Origin of the sequence: Candidatus Sarcina troglodytae, from assembly GCF_015708635.1 — a bacterium.
Classification (GTDB): Bacteria; Bacillota; Clostridia; order Clostridiales; family Clostridiaceae; genus Sarcina; species Sarcina ventriculi.
The window spans coordinates 209,147-230,533 of sequence record NZ_CP051754.1 but is presented as its reverse complement, the minus strand read 5'-3'; the positions used below and the strand labels follow the sequence as shown (position 1 = coordinate 230,533).

Annotated in this window: 19 protein-coding genes and 1 riboswitch; of the genes, 7 read left to right on the top strand and 12 right to left on the bottom strand. The window is 27.2% G+C overall.

The genetic code is table 11. The features are described from left to right. The first annotated feature begins 40 nt into the window (after positions 1-40). The 4 genes from HH195_RS01055 (at position 41) to HH195_RS01040 (ending at position 3,173) form a co-directional block, all read left to right on the top strand. A complete protein-coding gene (locus HH195_RS01055) occupies positions 41-583 on the top strand; it encodes a chromate transporter (protein ID WP_196371259.1) in 543 nt (180 codons plus the stop codon). Between the two features lie 172 nt (positions 584-755). Beyond that, entirely contained in the window at positions 756-1,982 is a 1,227-nt protein-coding gene (locus tag HH195_RS01050) for an ROK family transcriptional regulator (RefSeq protein WP_196371258.1), read from the top strand. Positions 1,983-2,064: 82 nt separating this feature from the next. After that, positions 2,065-2,619, top strand: a complete 555-nt coding sequence (locus HH195_RS01045; protein WP_196371257.1) for a chromate transporter — start codon at positions 2,065-2,067, stop codon at positions 2,617-2,619. After that, positions 2,619-3,173 (top strand): chromate transporter, encoded by a 555-nt coding sequence (locus HH195_RS01040; protein ID WP_055259816.1) that lies wholly within the window; start codon positions 2,619-2,621, stop codon positions 3,171-3,173. Before HH195_RS01045 ends, HH195_RS01040 begins: the two co-directional genes overlap by 1 nt. A 98-nt stretch (positions 3,174-3,271) precedes the next feature. Here the strand turns inward: HH195_RS01040 and HH195_RS01035 are convergent, their stop codons facing one another. From HH195_RS01035 to HH195_RS01025, 3 genes are all read right to left on the bottom strand, one after another. Next, positions 3,272-3,958 (bottom strand): MgtC/SapB family protein, encoded by a 687-nt coding sequence (locus HH195_RS01035; protein ID WP_196371256.1) that lies wholly within the window; start codon positions 3,956-3,958, stop codon positions 3,272-3,274. Between the two features lie 417 nt (positions 3,959-4,375). After that, positions 4,376-6,256 (bottom strand): molecular chaperone HtpG, encoded by a 1,881-nt coding sequence (gene htpG, locus HH195_RS01030; protein ID WP_058992300.1) that lies wholly within the window; start codon positions 6,254-6,256, stop codon positions 4,376-4,378. 140 nt (positions 6,257-6,396) lie between these two features. Next, on the bottom strand, positions 6,397-7,257 hold the full coding sequence (locus tag HH195_RS01025) for an AraC family transcriptional regulator (protein ID WP_196371255.1): 861 nt from the start codon (positions 7,255-7,257) through the stop codon (positions 6,397-6,399). Between the two features lie 338 nt (positions 7,258-7,595). On the opposite strand from HH195_RS01025, the gene HH195_RS01020 reads away from it, so the two are divergent. The 3 genes from HH195_RS01020 to feoB all read left to right on the top strand — a co-directional run bounded on the left by HH195_RS01020 (position 7,596) and on the right by feoB (position 12,360). Then, entirely contained in the window at positions 7,596-9,785 is a 2,190-nt protein-coding gene (locus HH195_RS01020) for an alpha-galactosidase (protein WP_196371254.1), read from the top strand. A gap of 358 nt (positions 9,786-10,143) precedes the next feature. After that, on the top strand, positions 10,144-10,362 hold the full coding sequence (locus HH195_RS01015) for a FeoA family protein (RefSeq protein ID WP_055259826.1): 219 nt from the start codon (positions 10,144-10,146) through the stop codon (positions 10,360-10,362). 63 nt (positions 10,363-10,425) lie between these two features. Then, positions 10,426-12,360 (top strand): ferrous iron transport protein B, encoded by a 1,935-nt coding sequence (gene feoB / locus HH195_RS01010; RefSeq protein WP_082663307.1) that lies wholly within the window; start codon positions 10,426-10,428, stop codon positions 12,358-12,360. Between the two features lie 163 nt (positions 12,361-12,523). Here the strand turns inward: feoB and HH195_RS01005 are convergent, their stop codons facing one another. The 9 genes from HH195_RS01005 to HH195_RS00965 all read right to left on the bottom strand — a co-directional run bounded on the left by HH195_RS01005 (position 12,524) and on the right by HH195_RS00965 (position 21,301). After that, a complete protein-coding gene (locus tag HH195_RS01005) occupies positions 12,524-13,066 on the bottom strand; it encodes a DNA-3-methyladenine glycosylase (protein WP_055259828.1) in 543 nt (180 codons plus the stop codon). Positions 13,067-13,254: 188 nt separating this feature from the next. Further along, positions 13,255-14,877 carry an alpha/beta hydrolase gene (locus HH195_RS01000; protein WP_196371253.1) on the bottom strand — a complete coding sequence of 541 codons (1,623 nt, stop codon included), beginning with the start codon at positions 14,875-14,877 and terminating at the stop codon, positions 13,255-13,257. Between the two features lie 41 nt (positions 14,878-14,918). After that, entirely contained in the window at positions 14,919-15,305 is a 387-nt protein-coding gene (locus tag HH195_RS00995; protein ID WP_058992295.1) for a DUF1284 domain-containing protein, read from the bottom strand. An 18-nt stretch (positions 15,306-15,323) separates the two neighbouring features. Continuing rightward, a complete protein-coding gene (locus HH195_RS00990) occupies positions 15,324-16,112 on the bottom strand; it encodes a pseudouridine synthase (RefSeq protein WP_196371252.1) in 789 nt (262 codons plus the stop codon). A gap of 125 nt (positions 16,113-16,237) precedes the next feature. Then, on the bottom strand, positions 16,238-16,927 hold the full coding sequence (locus HH195_RS00985; protein WP_196371251.1) for a hypothetical protein: 690 nt from the start codon (positions 16,925-16,927) through the stop codon (positions 16,238-16,240). A 3-nt stretch (positions 16,928-16,930) separates the two neighbouring features. Next, the gene (locus HH195_RS00980; RefSeq protein ID WP_196371250.1) at positions 16,931-18,454 is read right to left on the bottom strand and encodes a DUF1538 domain-containing protein; all 1,524 of its coding nucleotides are present in this window, start codon (positions 18,452-18,454) and stop codon (positions 16,931-16,933) included. 267 nt (positions 18,455-18,721) lie between these two features. Further along, positions 18,722-20,122 carry an NAD(P)/FAD-dependent oxidoreductase gene (locus tag HH195_RS00975; protein ID WP_196371249.1) on the bottom strand — a complete coding sequence of 467 codons (1,401 nt, stop codon included), beginning with the start codon at positions 20,120-20,122 and terminating at the stop codon, positions 18,722-18,724. A 91-nt stretch (positions 20,123-20,213) separates the two neighbouring features. Then, a riboswitch (purine riboswitch) is annotated at positions 20,214-20,313 on the bottom strand. A gap of 373 nt (positions 20,314-20,686) precedes the next feature. Beyond that, positions 20,687-20,968, bottom strand: coding sequence for an alpha-helical endospore appendage domain-containing protein (locus tag HH195_RS00970; RefSeq protein WP_196371248.1), 282 nt, complete (start codon positions 20,966-20,968; stop codon positions 20,687-20,689). A gap of 15 nt (positions 20,969-20,983) precedes the next feature. After that, on the bottom strand, positions 20,984-21,301 hold the full coding sequence (locus tag HH195_RS00965; protein WP_196371247.1) for an alpha-helical endospore appendage domain-containing protein: 318 nt from the start codon (positions 21,299-21,301) through the stop codon (positions 20,984-20,986). Positions 21,302-21,387 lie beyond the last annotated feature (86 nt).

Sequence of the window (21,387 nt, the reverse complement as noted above, 5' to 3'; positions counted from 1 at the left end):
TTAAATAAATAAAAAATAATTTTGAAAGGGTGACTATATATTGAAAAAATTATTTCATCTATTTTGGGTATATTTAAAGATATCTTCCACAACTCATGGAGGTGGCTATGCTATGATTGGAATAACAGAAAGGGAATTAGTTGAAAATGAAAAATTAATTTCTGATGAAGAATTCATGGAAATTATAAGTATGTGCCAAGCATTTCCTGGACCTATTGCAATTACATCCACTGCCTTTGTAGGATATAAATTATATGGTCTAACAGGTGCCATTGCAGCTCTTTTGGGTATTTTATTGCCATCTGCCATAGTAATTTTTATAATATCATCTTTACTTGTCGAATATCATACAAACCCCTATGTAGAAGCTGCCATAAGTGGTATAGATGCCGTTGTACCAATGCTTATACTACTTGCTATTGTAAAATTTGGTACAAAGTTCAAAAAAAATGCTCATAATATAATACTTGCTATTATAGCTATCATAGCTTTAGAATTTTTCAATCTAAATCCAGCTATATTAATTGTTATCTATGCAGTTTATGGTTTAATTGTTTTTAAATTTTTATATAAAGAAAAATAAACCTTATTAAAGTTTTTTACAATTTATTTTAATAACCTTAATATTAATATTTTACATAGTTAATCTTTAAATATAAACATTTACAAAACTTGACTTAACAATTTGTTAATAATATAATTTTCTTGAGTCCAAATTGGATTTAAGTTTTTAATGTTTTAAGGAGATGCATATTTTGTTTAGCTTAGATAACTTAAACCAAAAAGAAAAGCAAATTTATAAAGCAATAATCACATCTAATAACAAATTAAAGAAAGATATAATGACTGAACTTAATTTGCCTAAAACCACAGCAAATAGATTATTGCAATCTTTAATAAATAAAAATCTTATAAAAGAAATTGGTACTGATAAATCAACAGGTGGCAGACCACCTATTATTTATGGTAGTAAAGAAGATAGTTTTTATATAATAGGCATGGATTTAGCTAGAAGTTATTCAGAAGTAATTATACTAAATAGTTCTCTAAAAATAATTTTTAATCATAAAATTACAATGACAGAAACTTCGACTCCTGAATCTGTAATTAATTATCTATCATCTAAAATTAAAGATGCTTTAAATCAATTACATATCAATGGAGATAAAATACTAGGAATGGGTATTGGAACTGTTGGACCTGTAAATATTAAAACTGGTATTTTAGGAAATGTGACTAACTTTAAAAACAATTCTTGGAGTGGAGCCGATATAAAATCATTAGTATCTAAACACTTTTCATTTCCTCTATTTATAGGAAATGGGGCTAACATGGCAGCATTAGGAGAATTTCACTTTAACTATAATCCATTAGTTCAAAAAGTTGCTTATGTAAACTTAGGGCTTGGAATTAGATATGGCTTAGTCGTTAGTGGAAAAATAATAAAAAATCCTAATAGCAAAGAAGATGCATTCGGTCATATGACAATTAAATATGACGGTGATTCTTGTCCTTGTGGAAACAATGGTTGTCTTGAGCTTTACGCAACTATTGGCGGCATACAAAAAATATATAAAAAATATTCAAACAAAGATATTTCTTTAGATTTAATAGTTCAAAATATAAAAGATGAATTTAAGTATACAAAAGCTGACTTAAGCAATACTAAATTTATTGAACACATGATTAACTATTCAGAAAAAACAAATAATTTTTCTTTTAAGGCATTAAATGAAGGAATTAGAATATTATCCTTAGGACTAAATAATTTTTCTAATCTAATAAATGCAGATAGGATAGTTATAAATGGTCCCTTAATTCAATTAGATTGTTTAATTTACAATTTGCTTTGTTATCATTTAAAAAATATACATAATAATGGCTCAGTAGATTCGATATATACCACTGAAGGATATTTTAAAGAAAATATAATTTCAACTGGTGCGGCTTTTACTATGCTACTTAACAAACTGCAATTATAATTCATTTTACAATAAATTATTCTTATTCCTTAAAATAATTTAAAACAAATTATTATAAATTTAAAAGAAAGAGTGATTACATATGAAAAAATATTTACACCTCTTTTGGACATATTTAAAAATCTCTGCTACAACACACGGTGGAGGATATGCCATGGTTGGGATAATGGAAAGAGAACTTGTTGAAACACAAAAAATGATGTCTGGTGAAGATTATATGGAAACTGTAGGTATTTGCCAAACATTTCCTGGGCCATTAGCTATAACATCTTCAGGTTTTATTGGTTATAGATTAGCAGGAATTGGCGGAGCTATTTCTTGCCTTCTAGGAGTTTTATTACCCTCTTTTGTTATAATTTTTATAATTTCTACTATATTACTAACATTTGACCAAAACCCATATGTTAAGGCTGCCATAACTGGTATAGATGGAGTAGTTCCTATGCTTATCTTACTAGCAGTTGTTAAATTTGCTGCAAAACTTAAAAAAAATGTGCATAACATTATAGTTGCAATTATTGTACTTATTGCTTTAGAAGTATTTAATGTGAATCCAGCAGTTGTAATAATAGCAGCAGCAATTTACGGTTTATTTGTATTTAGATTCTTATTCAGAGATAAAGGAGGAGCTAAATAATGATATTAATTCAATTATATGTAGTATTTTTAGCGGTTGGAACATTAGCTTTTGGTGGAGGATACGCAATGCTTCCATTTATAAAAAGTCTTTTGGTAAACAATATGCATTGGATAACAGCAGCTCAATTTACAAGCTATATAGGTATATGCCAAATAGCTCCTGGCCCTGTTTCAGTTAACCTTACATATTTTGTTGGATTTAAATTAGCAGGAGTTCCAGGTGGAATATTAGCCATGATTGGACTATGTACTACACCATTTATTTTAGTATCAATTGCCTTTAAAGCCTTCTCTAAATTTAAAGATTCTGTTGTTTGGAATGCTTGTTTAAAAGGAATGAAACCAGCGTTAATCGCATTACTTTTAAGTGCTTTAGTTATGGTTTGTAAAACAGCTTACATAGGAAAAACATTCAATGGAGAATGGCATGAAATTGTAATTACAGTGATTTCAGGTATTCTTCTATTCTCTAAAAAGGTTCATCCAATCTTTATAATTATTTTAGCGGCAGTCCTTGGAATAGTATTTCAATTTGTACCTTTATTTAATTAAACTTGAAAATACAAAAAGGTTTGTATTCTTTAAAACTACACATAGTTTTATTTAATACAAACCTTTTTTATTATTTCAAATATAAATTAAAATATTTTTTAATAATTTTCAACATTTACACATACAACGCCACTTAAATCTTTAATTTCATTTACTAACTCCATGATTTTTACATTATTCTTACATCTAAACTTAGAACTTATATGATATATATTTATCTCATCTAAAGCCTCTTTTTCAATTTTATAACTTAAAATATAATTAGAATTCTTCCCAAGTATATCCATTATTTCATTTTTAGGCTTAGATTGAACCTTAATATTCATCTCAATAACTTTATGAGAACTTAATTTAAATATTCTTTGAAAAAACTCAAGTCCTACCAAAACTGCAATTGTTCCTAAAATAGCTATCATGTAAAGACCAGAACCTGATGCAAGACCTATTGCTGCTACAACCCATATACCGGCTGCTGTTGTCAAACCTCTTACTATTTTTCTTTCAATTATTATAGTTCCTGCACCTAAAAAACCTATTCCACTTACAACTTGTGCTGCAATTCTACTTGGGTCTAAAGAAATATTATTATACCTTAAAACATCTGCAAATCCATATTGAGATACTATCATTATAAGAGCGCTACCAACTCCAACTAAAAAATGAGTTCTAAGCCCAGCCTCTTTTGAACGAAGCTCTCTTTCAAGACCAATAGCTCCCGCTAAAATTCCAGCTAGAACAATTCTAAGTACTATATCATGAATATTATAAGTAGGTACTGCATTCATATATCTTCCCCCTTTGTAATAATAATTAAATATGTATACGATTGTAAAATTATATGATTACAATATAAAAGCTAAAGCCTTTACAAATTAGGCCTTATTTTATCACATTATTCAATTTAAATAAACAATAAACCTAAAATTAATTAAATAAATTTTTATATCATTTATTTAATTTAATAATATAAAAACATTAGTACAATATATAAAAAAATATAGAAATAATTTATAAAATTAAAACCATTTTACTAGGTATTTTTTATAATAACTTAAATTAAAACCCAATCTAAATTTTTAGAATTATAAATTGTATTTCTCTAATATTATATTAATCTTTATTAAAAACATATTCCTCCTATGATAAAATAACTAAAAACCTCCTCATAAAATAAACATTTATGAAGAGGTTTTTTATTAAAATTATTTCATAAGCTTACTAATATTATTTGTAAATTCAACTGGATCTTCTATTGCTAATCCTTCTATAAGAAGTGCCTCATTATATAAAAGATTTGTATATAAATTAAACTTTTCTTTATCATTTTCATAAGCATTCTTTAATGCCTTAAACACATCATGATTTGTGTTAATTTCCAAGACTTTTTCAGCCTTCACACCTTCATTATTAGGCATAGCACTCAAAATCTTTTCCATCTCAATTGTTACTTCTCCCTCTGCTGATAAGCAAACTGGATGATTTTTTAATATCTTTGATGCTTTAACTGCTTTAACTCTATTTGATAAAGTTTCTCTCATAGCATCTAAAATATTTCCTGTTTCTTTAGTTTCCTCTTCTGATAATTCTTTTTTATCCTCAGGTTCAATTCCTAAATCTCCACTAGACACTGACTTAAACTCTTTCTCTTTATAAGAGTTCAACATTTTTATAGCAAATTCATCAACATCTTCTTTAAAATATAAAATTTCATATCCTTTATCTAATAAAAGCTCTGTTTGAGGAAGTTTTTCTATTCTATCTATCGAACTTCCAACTGCATAATAGATATATTTTTGATTTTCTTGCATTCTTTCTAAATATTCATCTAAAGTTACTAGTTTCTTTTCTTTTGAAGAATAGAACATTAATAAATCTTCTAAAACATCTCTATTAGCTCCAAATTCACTATATACGCCATATTTTAATTGTCTTCCAAAAGAATTATAGAATTTTTCATATTTTTCTCTATTATTCTTTAACATACTTTTTAATTCATTTTTTATCTTAGTTTTAATATTTTTAGCAATAAGTCTTAATTGTCTATCATGTTGAAGAATCTCTCTTGATATATTAAGAGATAAATCCTCTGAATCCACAACCCCTTTTACAAATCCAAAATAGTCTGGAAGAAGGTCTGCACATCTGTTCATTATTAAAACACCATTTGAATACAACTCTAAACCTTTTTCATATTCTTTAGAATAAAAATCATACGGTGCTCTCTCTGGAATAAATAAAATTGAATTATAACTTACTGCCCCATCAACACTTATATGAAGATGACTAAGTGGTGTGTCGAAACCGTAATGTTTTTCTAAATAGAAATTATTATAATCCTCATCCTTAAGTTGAGTTTTATTTTTCTTCCATAGAGGAACCATACTATTTATAGTTTCTATTTCCTTATATTCTTCATATTCATTTTCACTACCTTCTTTAGGCTTGCTCTTAGTTAATTCCATTTTAATTGGATATCTTATAAAATCTGAATACTTTTTAATAAGAGATTGTATATTATATTCATCTAAATATTTATCAAAATTCTCATCATCATTATTTTCTTTTACTTTTAGTATTATTTCAGTTCCAACTGTTTCCTTATTAGTTTTTTCAATAGTGTATCCATCAGCACCTTCTGATTCCCATTTATAAGCTTCACCACTATTTAATGCCCTACTTATAACAGTAACCTTATCAGCGACTAAAAATGCTGAATAAAAACCGACACCAAATTGCCCAATTATTCCATGCTCATCATCTAATTCATTTTCCTTTTTAAATTTTAATGAACCACTTTGAGCAATAACCCCTAAATTATTCTCAAGGTCATCTTCAGTCATTCCAATACCTGTGTCTTCTATTTTTAAAATTCTATTTTCTTTATCTATGTGTATGTTTATAAAGTAGTTATCTTTATTAAAACTTATTGATTTATCAGTTAATGCTTTATAATAAATCTTATCTATAGCATCACTCGAGTTTGAAATAAGCTCTCTTAAAAATATATCTCTATTTGTATAGATAGAATGAATCATAAGGTCTAACATTCTTTTAGATTCTGATTTAAACTGTTTCTTTTCCAAAATAATCTCTCCTTTATAACATATTACATATGTTTTATTTATTAGCACTTAATCAATTCGAGTGCTAATCATAATTTTTATATAACACATTTCATTATTTATGTCAATACTAGAATTTATTACCTAGCTTTATAAAATGCCTATAATTCCATATTTATTTTTTCTCTGTATGCTTTAGGACTTACACCATTTATTTTTTTAAACATTTTAGAAAAATTTAATGGATCCCTATATCCTACTGATCTCGCTATATCACTTATAGATAATTTATCATTATTAAGTAAAACATATGCCTTTTCCATTCTATAGTTTAATAAAAATTCCTGAGGCGATATATTTAAACTTTTCTTAAAAACAGTAAAAAGATAACTTCTATTTACTCCAATAAAATTAGCTATATCGGTAATTTTAATGTCCTCTATATAATTATGCTCTATATATTCTATGGCTTTTTTTATATAAATATCAGTTTGCTTTTCCACTTTCTCTTTTTGATACTCTGTATTTCCAACCAATTCAGCCAAAAATAAATACAATAATCCCTCTCTTTTAAGTTCATCTTCAAAATTTATATTTTTTAATTTTAATATTTCATCAATATATAATTTTAAAGCATTAGGTTTTTTTACATAATTAAATATCAAATTTTCTCTATTTAAATCTGCATTTTCTAAATAACTTTTAGCCTTAAGCCCATTAAAACCAATCCATATATACGTCCAAGGATTAGTTTTATCTGCTTCATAATATGTTAATGTATCTGGGCATATTAAAAACCCTTGGTTTTGTGTCAAATTATATTTTTTATTTTCTACTATATAACATCCTTTTCCCTTTAATATAAAATGTATTAAATAATGATTTCTAACTGCAGGTCCAAAACTATGCTCTGGTAAACATTCCTCAATGCCACATTGACATAAAAACAAATCTGATTGTTCTTCATTTTTATATTCTAAATACTTAAAATAATTATCTTCAGAATATTTAACAGGTGCCATAATAAATTCCTCCATGCAATACACTATATGTTATATTATTTTATATCAATTTACATTTCAATTCTAGTATAAATTAATATTTAATGTAATTTTTACCTAATTGGATTTAAATATTAAAATATTATTTGTAAAACTTAATTACTATTCCCAATACTCTATATTCTAAAACCTATATATAACATTTTTACATATAACATCTAACATATGTATATTTAAATCTACCTAGTATATATGTATAATTAATACTATAAAAACAAATTTATCAAATATATAATCTAATATTAAATTACGGGTTTGTGTAAACAAATACAAAAAATTATTTTTAAGGAGACATCACTATGGGAATAAGTTTTAATCAAAATAAAAAAATGTTTCATATATCATCAAACAAAACAAGTTATATCATAAAAATTTTAGATACTAATCATTTAATTAGCCTTTATTGGGGTAAAAAACTAAATTCTGATAATGTTGAATACGTTTTTAGAACTAGAGATTTTGGAAGTTTTTTAACTAATACAGACAATATCAATGGATTTATGATAGAATCTACAAGCTTAGAATATCCAAGCTTTGGTGCAACTGATCTTAGATCGCCAGCTATTGAATTTCAATTCAAAGATGGTACAAGCGCAACTGACCTAAGATACAAATGCCATAATATATATAAAGGAAAAAACAAGCTTGATAACCTACCTGCCACGTATATTGAAAATGATACAGAAGCTGAAACCCTTGAAATAACACTTATCGATTCTTTAAAAAATGTGGAAGTTATTCTATCTTATAGTGTTTTTGAAGAATTTAATGCAATAACAAGAAGCGTTAAAGTTAAAAATTTAAGCAAAGAACCTGTTAATATTGAAAGAATTTTAAGTACAAATTTTGATTTTAAAGATGCTAAATTTGATTTCATTCAACTATCAGGAGCTTGGGCAAGAGAAAGAGATTTTGTACGCACACCTTTAAGACGAGGCAGTCAAAGTATTGAAAGTAGACGTGGTGCTAGTAGTCACGCTCAAAATCCTTTTATAGCATTAGCAAGACCAGACACTAATGAACATACTGGAGATATTTTTGGTTTTAGCCTTGTTTATAGTGGAAACTTCTTGGCTAATATCGAAGTTGATATGTATGAAAATTCAAGAGTTCAAATAGGTATTAATCCTTTTGATTTTAAATGGCTTTTAGAAAGTGGAGAAGAATTTCAAGCACCCGAAGTTGTAATGGCTTATTCTCACGAAGGAATTACAGGAATGTCCCACATCTATCATAATCTTTATGGCAAAAGACTTTGCAGGGGAAAATATAGAGATAAAACAAGACCTATTCTTATAAACAACTGGGAAGCTACTTATTTTGATTTTGATGATAAAAAAATTGAAGCAATAGCAAAAGAGGCTTCATCATTAGGAATTGAATTGTTTGTTTTAGACGACGGTTGGTTTGGAAAAAGAAATGATGATAAAAGTTCCTTAGGCGACTGGTTTGTTAATGAAGAAAAATTAAACGGTGGGCTTAATAACTTAGCTAATAAAATAAATAATATGGGAATGAAATTTGGTTTATGGTTTGAACCTGAAATGGTCTCCCCTATAAGTAAATTATATGAAAAACATCCTAACTGGTGCATTCATATAGATGGTAGAACAAAATCTACTGCTAGAAATCAACTTATTTTAGACCTTGGAAGAAATGATGTTAAGGAATATATAATAGAAACAGTTAGTAATGTTTTAAAAAGCGCCAATATAGAGTATGTAAAATGGGATATGAATAGAAACATGAGTGAAGTAGCTTCATCAGTTTTAGACCCTGCAAGACAAAGGGAAACTTCTCACAGATATATTTTAGGTCTTTATGAAATTTTAGAAGAAATAACTAATAGATTTCCTAACATTTTATTTGAAAGTTGCTCAGGCGGTGGTGGAAGATTTGATGCTGGAATGCTTTATTATATGCCACAAGTTTGGACAAGCGATGATACTGATGCTATAGAAAGACTTAAAATTCAATATGGAACATCTATTGTCTATCCAAATGTTACAATGGGTTGCCATGTTTCTGCTGTTCCAAATCATCAAGCTCACAGAATAACCCCTTTAAAAACAAGAGGAGCTGTAGCTATGTCAGGAAATTTTGGATACGAATTAGATATAACTAAATTATCTAATGAGGAAAAAGAAATCATGAAAGAACAAATAAATTTTTATAAAGAAGTTAGAGATACTATTCAATTTGGTAAACTTTATAGACTTTCTAATCCTTTTGAAGATAATGATGTAGCTTGGATGTATGTATCTGATGACAAAAAAGAGATTATTGTAACTTTAGTTAGACAATATGCTACGGTAAATAGAGGCTTCACTAATTTAAAACTAAAAGGATTAGACAAAAATTCTTCCTATGAAGTTGTCGGAGAAAATTTAACATTAGGAGGAGATATATTGATGAATTTAGGACTTAATATTCCTATGTTTGAGGGAGATTTTGCTTCAAAAGTATGGAGGTTAATTAAAAAAGACTAATTCACATATATGTTAATATAAATAATACGTCTATCAAAAGTAAAAAATTTAAAGATTGTTAATAAAATTTTATGATATTAGATAAAGAAGATTTTTTATGATGCAAAATCAACTCTTTGTCTAATATCATTTTTATTTTCAAATGTTAGAATTGTATTAAATAATAAAAACAATAACTTATAATATAAATTTTGTTCACAAAATATTAATTAAATGTTAATTAAATATTAATACTTTTATTACATATTATGGCATTTAATTATTGTAATACGCTACCAATAGTGCTAAACTTATTATATACTTATTGATAATGATTTTCATTTATTTAAAGAGAAGAACTTATATAGGGGGAAAAAGAATGTTTTTAGACGAATTAAAATGTGGTGACTCTGCTGAAATAGTAGAATTAAACGGTGATGAAAAATTATGCAAAAGATTAACTGCATTAGGTTTCATCAAGGGATCTACCTTAAAATTAAAAAGAAAAGTATTATTCGGTGAAACTTTAATAATAAATATAAGAGGCTTTGATATAGCTTTAAGAAAAAGTGATATTAAAGGAATAGTATTAAAATAAATATTAAATCAATGATAATTTTAAATAAAACTAAAAAGAAAATTACCTAGGGAGGATTTATTAATGAAAACAATCGCTTTGATTGGTAATCCTAATGTAGGTAAAACCACTTTATTTAATGCTCTTACCGGTTCTAAACAAAAGGTTGGTAACTGGGCAGGTGTTACTGTTGACAAGAAAGAGGCTTTTTTGGAAAATACAAAAATAGTGGACTTACCTGGGATTTATGCTATGGATACATTCTCTAACGAAGAAAAAGTATCTAAACATTTTTTACAAAATGAACAAGTTGACCTTATTTTAAATATAGTTGATGCTTCTAACATTGAAAGAAACCTATATTTAACAATGCAACTTAAACAATTTAACAAACCAATAGTTCTTTTAGTAAATATGATAGATGTTGCTGAAAAGAAAAATATATTTTTAAATTTCAATGCTCTTGAAAAACAATTTAAAGTAAAAGTTATACCAATATCAGCTTCTAAACGCAAAGGTTTGGACGTTGTACAAGATTTTATCAAAAATACAAATGATTTTTCTAAATATCTAGACAACTCGGTTTATGAATTTAAAAATGAGAATGAAGTATATAAATTCATAGATACTAACCTTAAGTCTAGCTATAAAAAGAATGGTAGTAACCTTTCTTTAACAGATAAAATTGATAATATAGCTTTAAACCCATGGCTATCTTATCCAATATTTTTTGCTATAATAGTTCTAATATTCTTGTTTACCTTTGCTTGGGTTGGACAACCATTGGCAGACAAGTTAACAGATTTTCTAACAGGTTCTATTCCTGACTATCTAACTAGCACCATACTTGCTAATGCATCTCCATGGTTTAGTTCATTAGTAGTAGATGGAATAATTGGTGGTGTTGGTTCTATTATAGGATTCTTACCACTTATAGTATCTTTATATTTCTGTATCTTCTTATTAGAAGAAAGTGGATACATGGCAAGAGTTGCCTTTTTAATGGACGGAATAATGAAAAAAATGGGGCTTTCAGGTAAAGCATTTATTACAATGATGCTTGGATTTGGTTGTTCAGTTCCTGCTATAGGTTCTGCAAGAACATTAGAAAGTGAAAAAGATAGAAAACTTGCTGGTCTTTTAGCACCTTTAATGTCTTGTAACGCTAAGTTACCTATTTACGCATTATTTGTATCTGTATTCTTTAGAGGTCATGAAGCCTTAGCTATATCCTCAATATATATACTTGGTGTAGTTATTGCATTTATAGTTGGAACTTTATTCTCTAAAACAGTATTTAAAAAAGATACTGAACCTTTTGTGGTTGAACTTCCAGAATACAAAATTCCAACAGTTACATCTATGGTAAAACAAATTTGGAGCAAAACTAAAGGATTTTTAGTAAAAGCCGGAACTATAATTTTTGCTATGAGTGTTCTAATATGGTTCTTACAAAGCTTTAATGCTCATGGATTTACCACTAATATAGATACTAGCTTTTTAAAATCTATTGGAGATATATTCATTCCATTCTTTGCACCATTAGGTTTTGGAAACTGGCAAGCTTCTGTATCATTACTAACAGGATTAATGGCAAAAGAAACAGTTCTATCAACAATGCAAGTAATTTATCCTGGAGAACTTCATTTAGTACTTCCAGCATACTTTACTACTATATCAGCTTATGCCTTCTTAATATTTGTTTTATTATATACACCTTGTATAAGCGCATTAGGTATGTTAAAGAAAGAATTTGGAGGCAAATTCACTATTATGGCAGCATGCTTCCAAATAGGCCTAGCTTGGATTGTTTCATTATTATTTTATAATGTTGCTATGCTTACAACAAATGGAGGGGTTAAAATGGAATATATAATAACAGCTATAATAATTTTATTTGTTGCTTTTATAATATTTAAAAATTTAAGAAAATCAGCTAAAGGGGAATGTCATTGCTCTGGTTGTACTTCACAATGCGGAAAAAGACAATCTCCATCAAAAGTAAAAACCTTAAAATAATATATAAAAAAGAAGTTATAATATTTTATAACTTCTTTTTTTATGCATCTTTTTATCAAATTTTTAAACAAAAACATAAAAAATTAAATAAAAGTATTGGGAGTCATACTAAAATAAGATTGGTGACTCCCTTTAAAATTATTTACTATATATGTACTAAACTTTATACATATTGATGTTTATTTTGAGAATTATTCACAATAAATCTCCATTGGATATTTTTATATTCTTCCGTTGCATAGTTTATTCCAACTCTTGGTGTCGCATCATAATTTGGAATATATCCATCATCCTCAATCCATAATAATTCCGACGACACTAAATCTTCACCATTTAATGTTTTGTCTATTTTTAGAGCTTTTGTGAGTCTACCTGGTCCTATTAAACCTTCCACTCCTCTTATTAAAACTGCTTCAGGAAACCCTTCAACTCCTGTTACTATATTTAACATATAATGTATTCCATAACACAAATATATATATGCTACTCCACCATTTCTATACATTATCTTAGTTCTCTCAGTCTTTCCTTTATGGGCATGACATGCAGTATCTTGCTCGCCATAATAAGCCTCTGTTTCTGTTATACGTATTTTTTTTATTTCGCCATCAACTCTTCTGCAAAGCAGTTTTCCTAAAAGTTTTGGAGCCAAATTTACAGCTGAATCATTATAAAAATCTTCATTTAACTTTTTGGGTTTACTCATATCTTTTATCACCATCCACAAAATTACTTTAAACCACGCTACTTATATATTATAACATTTTCTTAACTTGATGATAAAAGTTTATTTTTTCTAATTACAATTTATTTATTTATTAAAAAATATTAACTTTTAATACCACTTTATTAAAATTTATCTATTTTAAAAAAATTCTCATTTTCATTTATATTTTAAGATAATCTTATATTATTTATCATAACTGAACCACTATCCTTTTGATTAAATATTAAAGTTACCTTAGCTATATTCTTTAAATTAACCCCACTAAATACCTCTAAAGGAATTCTAATATCACTTAAAACTGTATAACTTGACCAAGAATACACTATCTTATCTTCAAATTTACCATATACATTATCACCCTCTACATAATTTAAACTTTGACTTTCATCGCCCAAAACAATTTGAGATTTATTACCAAATTTATCTTCTAATCTAATTATAAAAGATTGACTTTGGTTTTTTAAATTTAAATTATCTGATGGATCTATTGCTAGATTTAAAATTAAACTATCATACTTTTTAAAATTAATATTATTTATAGGAATTTCAAATACCCCTAATCTATCTTCCCACTTTATATTTATTAATTTCTTGCAATCAAAGCCTTCAATATTTTGAAGAGGAAGATTAAATCCATCTATCTCATTTTCTCTACTTTGCAAAGCTTGTTTTAAAACATTAACTTCTACTTTTTCATAAACCATATCATGAATATTTTCATAATCTAAAATTACTTGCTGTTTTTTTCTCCAAAATTGAATTTTCACCTCTAAACCATACATATATGCAGGCTCAAAACTACTATAATCATTAAAAGATACAATCTTATTTTTATAAAAAACACTATCTAAAAAATCTCTTGAAAAATTTTTTAAAAAAGTTTCTTGATCTACCCTACCTATCTGATTTTTTATCTTCTCTTTATCATTTAAATAGTTAGAATCATTTTTTATAAGCATAGAATTAAACCAATTATGATTAGAATTTTTAAGGAAAAGTAAATTAACATCACTTGTCCTATTTTTATTTAAAGTTATAGAATCGAACAATGAAAAACCATCTAAAGTATCAACATCACCATCAAGTTCTGGAACTATTATTGATATTGGTATATCTGGATATTCCCTATCTAATTCATCTGGAAGAGTTGGTGCTACACTTATTACTCCCTTTACATTATCATTTTCTAAAGCTATATCAATCGCAGTTTTTCCCCCTCTTGAATGTCCTATAAGAAATATATTATCTAAATCAAGCATTCTTGTTAAATCAACACTAAACCCGTCTAATATTCCGTTATTAGCATCCTCAAAAGCTTTAATAAAACTAGGAAACATATTTCTAACCTTTTTATTATCATCTTCATTTCCAAAATTTGAATTATAAGCTCCCTGTATATCTAAAGTAAAAGTAGCATATCCACAACTCGCTAAATAATCCACTAAATACTTAAAACCTTTATCAAATCTAGTATCATTACTGGTATTATTGTATCTTCCATGAATTATTAAAACTACTGGATATCTCCCCTCTTTACTAGGTATAGATACAAGCCCCCTAACATTATAGTAAACAGTATTTCCCAACTCTGTAATAAAACTTTTTTCCCCTAAATCAAAATCAGCTTCTATTATATCCATAGTAGCCGATTTTTTAATTTCTATACTATTTATTTCTTTTTCGGTAGTATAAACTGTGCTAGTTTCTGCAACTTTCTTTTCCTCTTCAGCACATCCAAATAAGTTAATAGAAAAAATTGCTATTACAAAATAATAAAAAAATTTCCCCATCACTAAAACACTCTCTTTCACCTTTAAAACACTAAATAATATTAATGCTTTTTTAATATTATTTTTTTACACATTCCATACTCATACCATTCACACTCCTTACAAATATCTGCTAATATATCACTTGTTATTTTTCTTTGCACAAGATTTATAACATCTTTATACACATAAAATTCTTCCTTTAAGTTAAAATACTTTAATACTTTTTCATCCATAGTTTTAACCTTAACTTCGCTACTACAAACTTGTCCTTTGTTATGTGGACAAGCTACGCACAAATCATCCAATACACATTCTATCTTAATCTTAAAACCTTGTTTATTTTTTAAAATTTCTATATTTTTATCCATATTTTTTATAAATTCTGCACTATACCCTCTACCCTCATACGATTGAGTGCATAACAAATGATGCGGTCTTAATATCATATTTTACTCTCCCTCTTACTAATAATTATGATTATCTAATAACATATTTATTTCATCCACAGTCAAATTCCTATATTCACCACTCTTTAAAGATTGGTCTAATTTTAAATCACCAATTGCTACCCTTTTAAGATAAACTACATAACAGCCTACTGCTTTAAGCATTCTCTTTACTTGATGTTTTTTCCCCTCCGAAATTGTAAGATATCCAGAAACTATTTTGGGATTATAATTTTTACAATCTACATCAATTAAACTTTTAATATAAATTTCTTCTTTAAAATCTAAATATCTTCCCTCTTTATATATCTCTATTTTAGCTGGTTTAGTTAATATTTCATTTTGTTGTAAAAAAACTCCTTCTTCTAAAGATTTTTTATCACTTTCATTTAAAGAACCTAAAGCCCAAAAAAAATAAGTTTTATTAATATGCTTACTTGGATGCATTAAAAGATGCTCAAACTCCCCATCATTAGTAAATAAAAGCAATCCTTCCGTATCCTTATCAAGCCTTCCTACATGAAAAATCCCACTTGCCTCATCATTAAAATAATCAAAAACAGTTTTATTTTTCTTGTCCCTAGTTGCAGTTATACATCCACTTGGTTTATTAAACATGTAATAAACTTTTTCTTTATATTTAACCTCCGTATTATCATAAAGTATTATATCAATGCCTTCTTTAATTTCTAACGCTGGCTGTATCGAAATTTCTCCATTTACCATAACTAATCCCTGTTTTATATATTCTCTAACATTTTTTCTTCTTCCAATGCCAGCCTCAGCTAAATATTTATCTAATCTCATATCCATCTCCTCACTACAATTCATATATATTTTAAAAATTATTAATTTTATTATACAAAAATCTGTTAAAATTAATATAAAAAAATCCATTCACAATAATTTAGAATGGATTTTTTATCTAAAATTTAAATAACTCCTACCACATCATCTACTGGTAATGATAAGCAAATTCCTCTAGCCTCTGTCTTTAATCCAACTTTTTCGTTTATCATTTTCATTATTTCATATCTATTTTTATTTTCTGCTAAAATTAATACAAATTCCTTTTCAGGTTCTATAGTTATTCCAAGAAATTTTGATACTTCGTTTGTATCTAAACTACGACAATGAATTACTGTCCCTCCCGTAGCACCTGCTTTTTTAGCAAACTCCATTGTTTGCTCTGAAAAACCATAATTAACTATTGCCACTATTACACCAAATTCTTTAGTTGTAGACATATTATCACTATCCTTTTTATTTTCTTTATTCCAACAATCATTAGTTGGCAGAAACACTTCTTTTGATATTATTACACCTGCGCTTGATATAGGAACACTAAACGCAATACCATTTCCACGATTAATTAAATTAATACTATTATTTAAACTTTCTAATATTAATTTACTCTTACAACTTGGTATTATGCTTAAAATTATATCTTTCTCGTTCTTATTTAATCCTAGATAATCTAAAATTTCTGAGCTTGCTGTTCCCTTTCCTAAACAAATAAGGTTAATTACCACATTATGCTTTCTATAAATACCAACTACTTTTTCACCCATACCACGCTCGACAATACTAACTAATAATTTAATCTTTCTTATATCACCCACAGATTATTTCTCCTCATCATAATTAATAATTTCATACTCCTCTTTAGACACATTCCTATCAATAATTTTCTTAGATTTCTTTATTTTGATATTATAAATTAAACCTAAGATTTGTATGGATATTAAAGGAGTCATAGCTACCATTGCTATTATGCCAAACGCATCTGTTAATATATTTCCCCCTATGGCATCACAAGCTCCCATAGCAATTGGTAATAAAAATGTCGCAGTCATAGGCCCAGATGCTACTCCTCCTGAATCAAAAGCTATTGCAGTAAACATCTCTGGAACAAAAAATGATAATATTATAGCAATACTATATCCTGGTACTATTAAGTACCATATAGAAATTCCAGTTAATACTCTAAACATAGCTAATCCTAAAGAAATGGCTACCCCAATTGACAAACTTCTTTGCATCATTTTTCTTGAAATAGCACCTTCTGAAATATCTTCAACTTGTTTATTTAATAAATATACTGCAGGTTCTGCCATAACAATAAAATATCCAATAATCATTCCCAAAGGTACCAATATCCAATTATATGATAACAATGCAATATTTTTTCCTACATATATACCAACAGGCATAAACCCTACATTAACCCCAGTAATAAAAAGAACTAATCCTAAATAAGTGTATAATATACCTATAGTAATTTTAATTAGACCTTTCTTACTAATTTTAAAAGCAAAAATTTGAAATATTAAAAACAATAATAAAATAGGTAATAAAGCACCAGCAACTTCTAAAGAGTAACTAGGCAAACTACCCTTTAACAAATTATATATATCAAATAAATTATCCACATTTTGAATTGTATTTATAGAATAAGCTTCTTGAGAGAAATCATAAAAATTACCTGTAAATAAAACTGCAATAATTGGCCCTATTGAACAAAGAGCTACTAAACCAAAACTATTTTCCTCAACAGATTTATCACCACATACAGAAGCTATTCCTATTCCTAAGGCTATAATAAAAGGCACAGTAATTGGTCCAGTTGTTACCCCTCCTGAATCAAAAGCCACAGGTAAAAAATCTTTTTCTATAAAAAACATCAAAATAAATATAGCAATATAAAAAAAAGTTAATATATAATTTAACTTAACTTTAAAAAGTATTCTCAATACTGCTATAACAAGAAATATTCCTACACCCAAAGCTACTGCTAATATTATTATCATATTAGGTATATTGGGTACCTGTTGCGCTAATACTTGCAAGTCAGGCTCTGCTAATGTAATTATTACTCCAATAAAAAAACACGAAACAATAACTAATATTAAATTTTTAGATTTAGTTAAATATGCACCTATCTTTTCTCCCATAAGCATCATAGACATATCAGCACCTAAAGTAAATAATCCCATTCCTAATATAAGCATAAAAGTTCCTGTCAAAAATAACTTAATAGTACCTGAAGACATTGGTATTATAGTAAAATTTAATAATAAAACTATTAATGTTATTGGAAGTACAGAAAAAACAGCTTCTCTAACCTTACATAATAATTCTCTATTCAACAAATCACCCCCTATTTTTATCTTTACTCTATAATTACTATATAAAATATCTTTTTATTACATTTATAATTAATACGCTTAAATTTCAATTTATATACGCTATAAAAATAGCAATAGCTCTATTTAAATTACTTAAAACTCAATATATCTATATATAGAAAAAATTCATAAAAAAGACGTTGATTTTCTCAACGTCTTTTTTATGAATTTTATGTGAAATTAATTACAGCTAAAAATATAAACCATTTTTTAACTACAAACTAATATTTAAACTAACTTTCTACCCATCAAAACCCCCATAACGGAAGCCATCATAAGTCCTCTAGTCCATCCACTAGAATCACCCAAACAATATAAACCATCTATGTTTGTTATAAAATCTTTTGTCATCTTTACTCTATTACTATAAAATTTAAGTTCCGGTGAATAAAGCAATGTTTCATCTCCTGCAAACCCAGGAACTACATGGTCTACAGCTTGAATAAAGTTTATTATATTAATCATAGCCCTATATGGCATAGCTGCTGTAATGTCACCAGCTATTGCATCTGGTAATGACGGTTTTACATTTGACCTTGTAAGTTCTTTTTGCCATGTTCTCTTTCCACTTAAAATATCTCCATATCTTTGCACTAAAATATGTCCATTTCCAAGCATATTTGTAAGCTCCCCAACTTTTTTAGCATATTCAATCGGTTGATTGAAAGGTTCTGTAAAATTGTGAGAACACAAAATTGCAAGATTAGTATTATTTGATTTTAACTCTTTATATGAGTGTCCATTTACAACCGCTAAATCATTATCATAATTTTCTTGACTAACAAATCCACCTGGATTTTGACAAAAAGTTCTTACTTTATTTTTAAAAGGTTGTGGATATCCAATTAATTTTGATTCATATAAAACATTATTTACATCTTCCATTATCTCATTTCTAACCTCTACGCGAACCCCTATATCAACAGTTCCAGGTTGATGCACTATATTATGCTCCTCACATAGTTTTTCAAGCCAATCAGCACCTTTTCTTCCAGTCGCAACAACTATATGTTTTCCAACTAAAGTTTTTAAATCATCATGTTTTGCAGCGCTTTCAATAATTGCACCTATACATTTCCCACTTTCTATAACAACATCTTTACAAGCATATCCAAAATATATATCTACACCATTTTGAATAAGATATTTCTCTATACTATAATAAATTTCCTGAGCTTTTTCAGTCCCTAAATGACGAATAGGACAATCTACTAACTTTAATCCAGCCTGTATTGCTCTTTTCCTAATATCTTTTACCTTTTCCTCCTGACCAATACCTTCAACTTTAGAATCTGCACCAAATTCTAAGTATATAGAATCAGTATACTCTATAATTTCTTGAGCAAAATCCTCACCAATTAACTCTGGTAAATCTCCACCAACTTCATAACTTAAAGATAATTTACCATCTGAAAAAGCCCCAGCTCCTGAAAAACCAGTAGTTATATGACAATATGGTTTACAATTCATACAGACTTTTGTTTTAGTTTTAGGACAACTTCTTTTTTCAACAGGTCTTCCTTTCTCAACAATAGCAATCTTTTTTTTACTTCCATTTCTTATCATCTCTAAAGCTGTAAATATTCCAGCTGGTCCTGCACCTATAATAACAACATCATAATTATTCATACCTATCCCTCCAAATCTTTAACCAATTTATTTATTAATTCTTATAAATTTATAAATAAAAAACTACCATAAATATTAGATTTATAGACCATAGAACTTAATGGTTACTTATAAATCAACTATTTACGGTAGTGGGTAGAAACGCTCAACCTAAATTATGAGCTTATATAAGCGATATAACTTTTATTTTATTTAATCATCATCTAAATTTAATTGAAAATAGACAATAATACGAACAATATATAAATTTTTTTAATTATGCAAATTCATATTAATAGCTATTATTAATCATTTACAATATTAATATTATATTATTTTTTAATTTTTTGCAACTATTTTATTAATTAAAATAACGAACAATATTTATTAAATTTTATTTTTAATTAATATTTTTATCTATATTTTTTTATTTTATACCTTTTTTCTCTTCATGAAATTATAAAAGAACTAGAAGTATATAACTTTCTAGTTCTCTTAATTATCGTTACTTTAATTTTTCACATACTTTATTAAATGTTTAATGTATCATTATAAAACCTAATTTAAATCTGTTTTTGAGAGTTATTAGCAATGTCGCTCTTGTATTTTACTAGCTTCCTCTAGCTTAAATTGTAATAGCATTTGCATTTTTATAATGTTTACCAATGTATCTTTTACAGATTCATTAACACTAATTAAATCATCTGCACAATCTGCAAGCTCTAATGCTTTTTGGATTTTTTCACCTTCTGCATTTATTATATGTGCAAGTCCTGTTTCCTCTAAAGCTATTGATTCAATTATATCTGATATAGCTTGATTCTTATCTACAGAATTTTGTGGTTTTTCAATTTTAGGTGCTGACATATAAAATTCCTCCTACTATTCTTTATCTGTTTGATTTTGAACTACTTGTCTTTTTGAATCATTTCCATCTATTTTACTTGCTTGTTCTAACTTAAATTGTAATAACATCTGCATTTTTATAATATTCACGATAGTATCTTTTACAGATTTATTGACATTAATTAAATCATCTGTACTATCTGCAATTTCTAATGCTCTTTGAATCTTTTCACCCTCTGCATTTATTATATGCGCAAGTCCTGTTTCTTCTAAAGCTATTGATTCGATTATATCTGCTACAGCTTGTTCCTTATCTATGGCATTTTTAGGTTTTTCAATTTTAGGTGCTGACATATAAAACACTCCTTACTTTTACCTGTACTATAACAAGTTTTTTATTTTCATTTCATTAGTTATAATATTAAGATTTCAAATTTTTG

What these genes read in the sequence shown, in the direction of transcription:
- HH195_RS01045 (WP_196371257.1), top strand. Translation starts at nt 2,065, where the DNA reads ATGAAAAAATATTTACACCTCTTTTGGACATATTTAAAAATCTCTGCT.
- HH195_RS01040 (WP_055259816.1), top strand. Translation starts at nt 2,619, where the DNA reads ATGATATTAATTCAATTATATGTAGTATTTTTAGCGGTTGGAACATTA.
- HH195_RS01035 (WP_196371256.1), bottom strand. Translation starts at nt 3,958, where the DNA reads ATGAATGCAGTACCTACTTATAATATTCATGATATAGTACTTAGAATT.
- HH195_RS01025 (WP_196371255.1), bottom strand. Translation starts at nt 7,257, where the DNA reads ATGGCACCTGTTAAATATTCTGAAGATAATTATTTTAAGTATTTAGAA.
- HH195_RS01020 (WP_196371254.1), top strand. Translation starts at nt 7,596, where the DNA reads ATGGGAATAAGTTTTAATCAAAATAAAAAAATGTTTCATATATCATCA.
- HH195_RS01015 (WP_055259826.1), top strand. Translation starts at nt 10,144, where the DNA reads ATGTTTTTAGACGAATTAAAATGTGGTGACTCTGCTGAAATAGTAGAA.
- feoB (WP_082663307.1), top strand. Translation starts at nt 10,426, where the DNA reads ATGAAAACAATCGCTTTGATTGGTAATCCTAATGTAGGTAAAACCACT.
- HH195_RS01005 (WP_055259828.1), bottom strand. Translation starts at nt 13,066, where the DNA reads ATGAGTAAACCCAAAAAGTTAAATGAAGATTTTTATAATGATTCAGCT.
- HH195_RS01000 (WP_196371253.1), bottom strand. Translation starts at nt 14,877, where the DNA reads ATGGGGAAATTTTTTTATTATTTTGTAATAGCAATTTTTTCTATTAAC.
- HH195_RS00995 (WP_058992295.1), bottom strand. Translation starts at nt 15,305, where the DNA reads ATGATATTAAGACCGCATCATTTGTTATGCACTCAATCGTATGAGGGT.
- HH195_RS00990 (WP_196371252.1), bottom strand. Translation starts at nt 16,112, where the DNA reads ATGAGATTAGATAAATATTTAGCTGAGGCTGGCATTGGAAGAAGAAAA.
- HH195_RS00975 (WP_196371249.1), bottom strand. Translation starts at nt 20,122, where the DNA reads ATGAATAATTATGATGTTGTTATTATAGGTGCAGGACCAGCTGGAATA.
- HH195_RS00970 (WP_196371248.1), bottom strand. Translation starts at nt 20,968, where the DNA reads ATGTCAGCACCTAAAATTGAAAAACCACAAAATTCTGTAGATAAGAAT.
- HH195_RS00965 (WP_196371247.1), bottom strand. Translation starts at nt 21,301, where the DNA reads ATGTCAGCACCTAAAATTGAAAAACCTAAAAATGCCATAGATAAGGAA.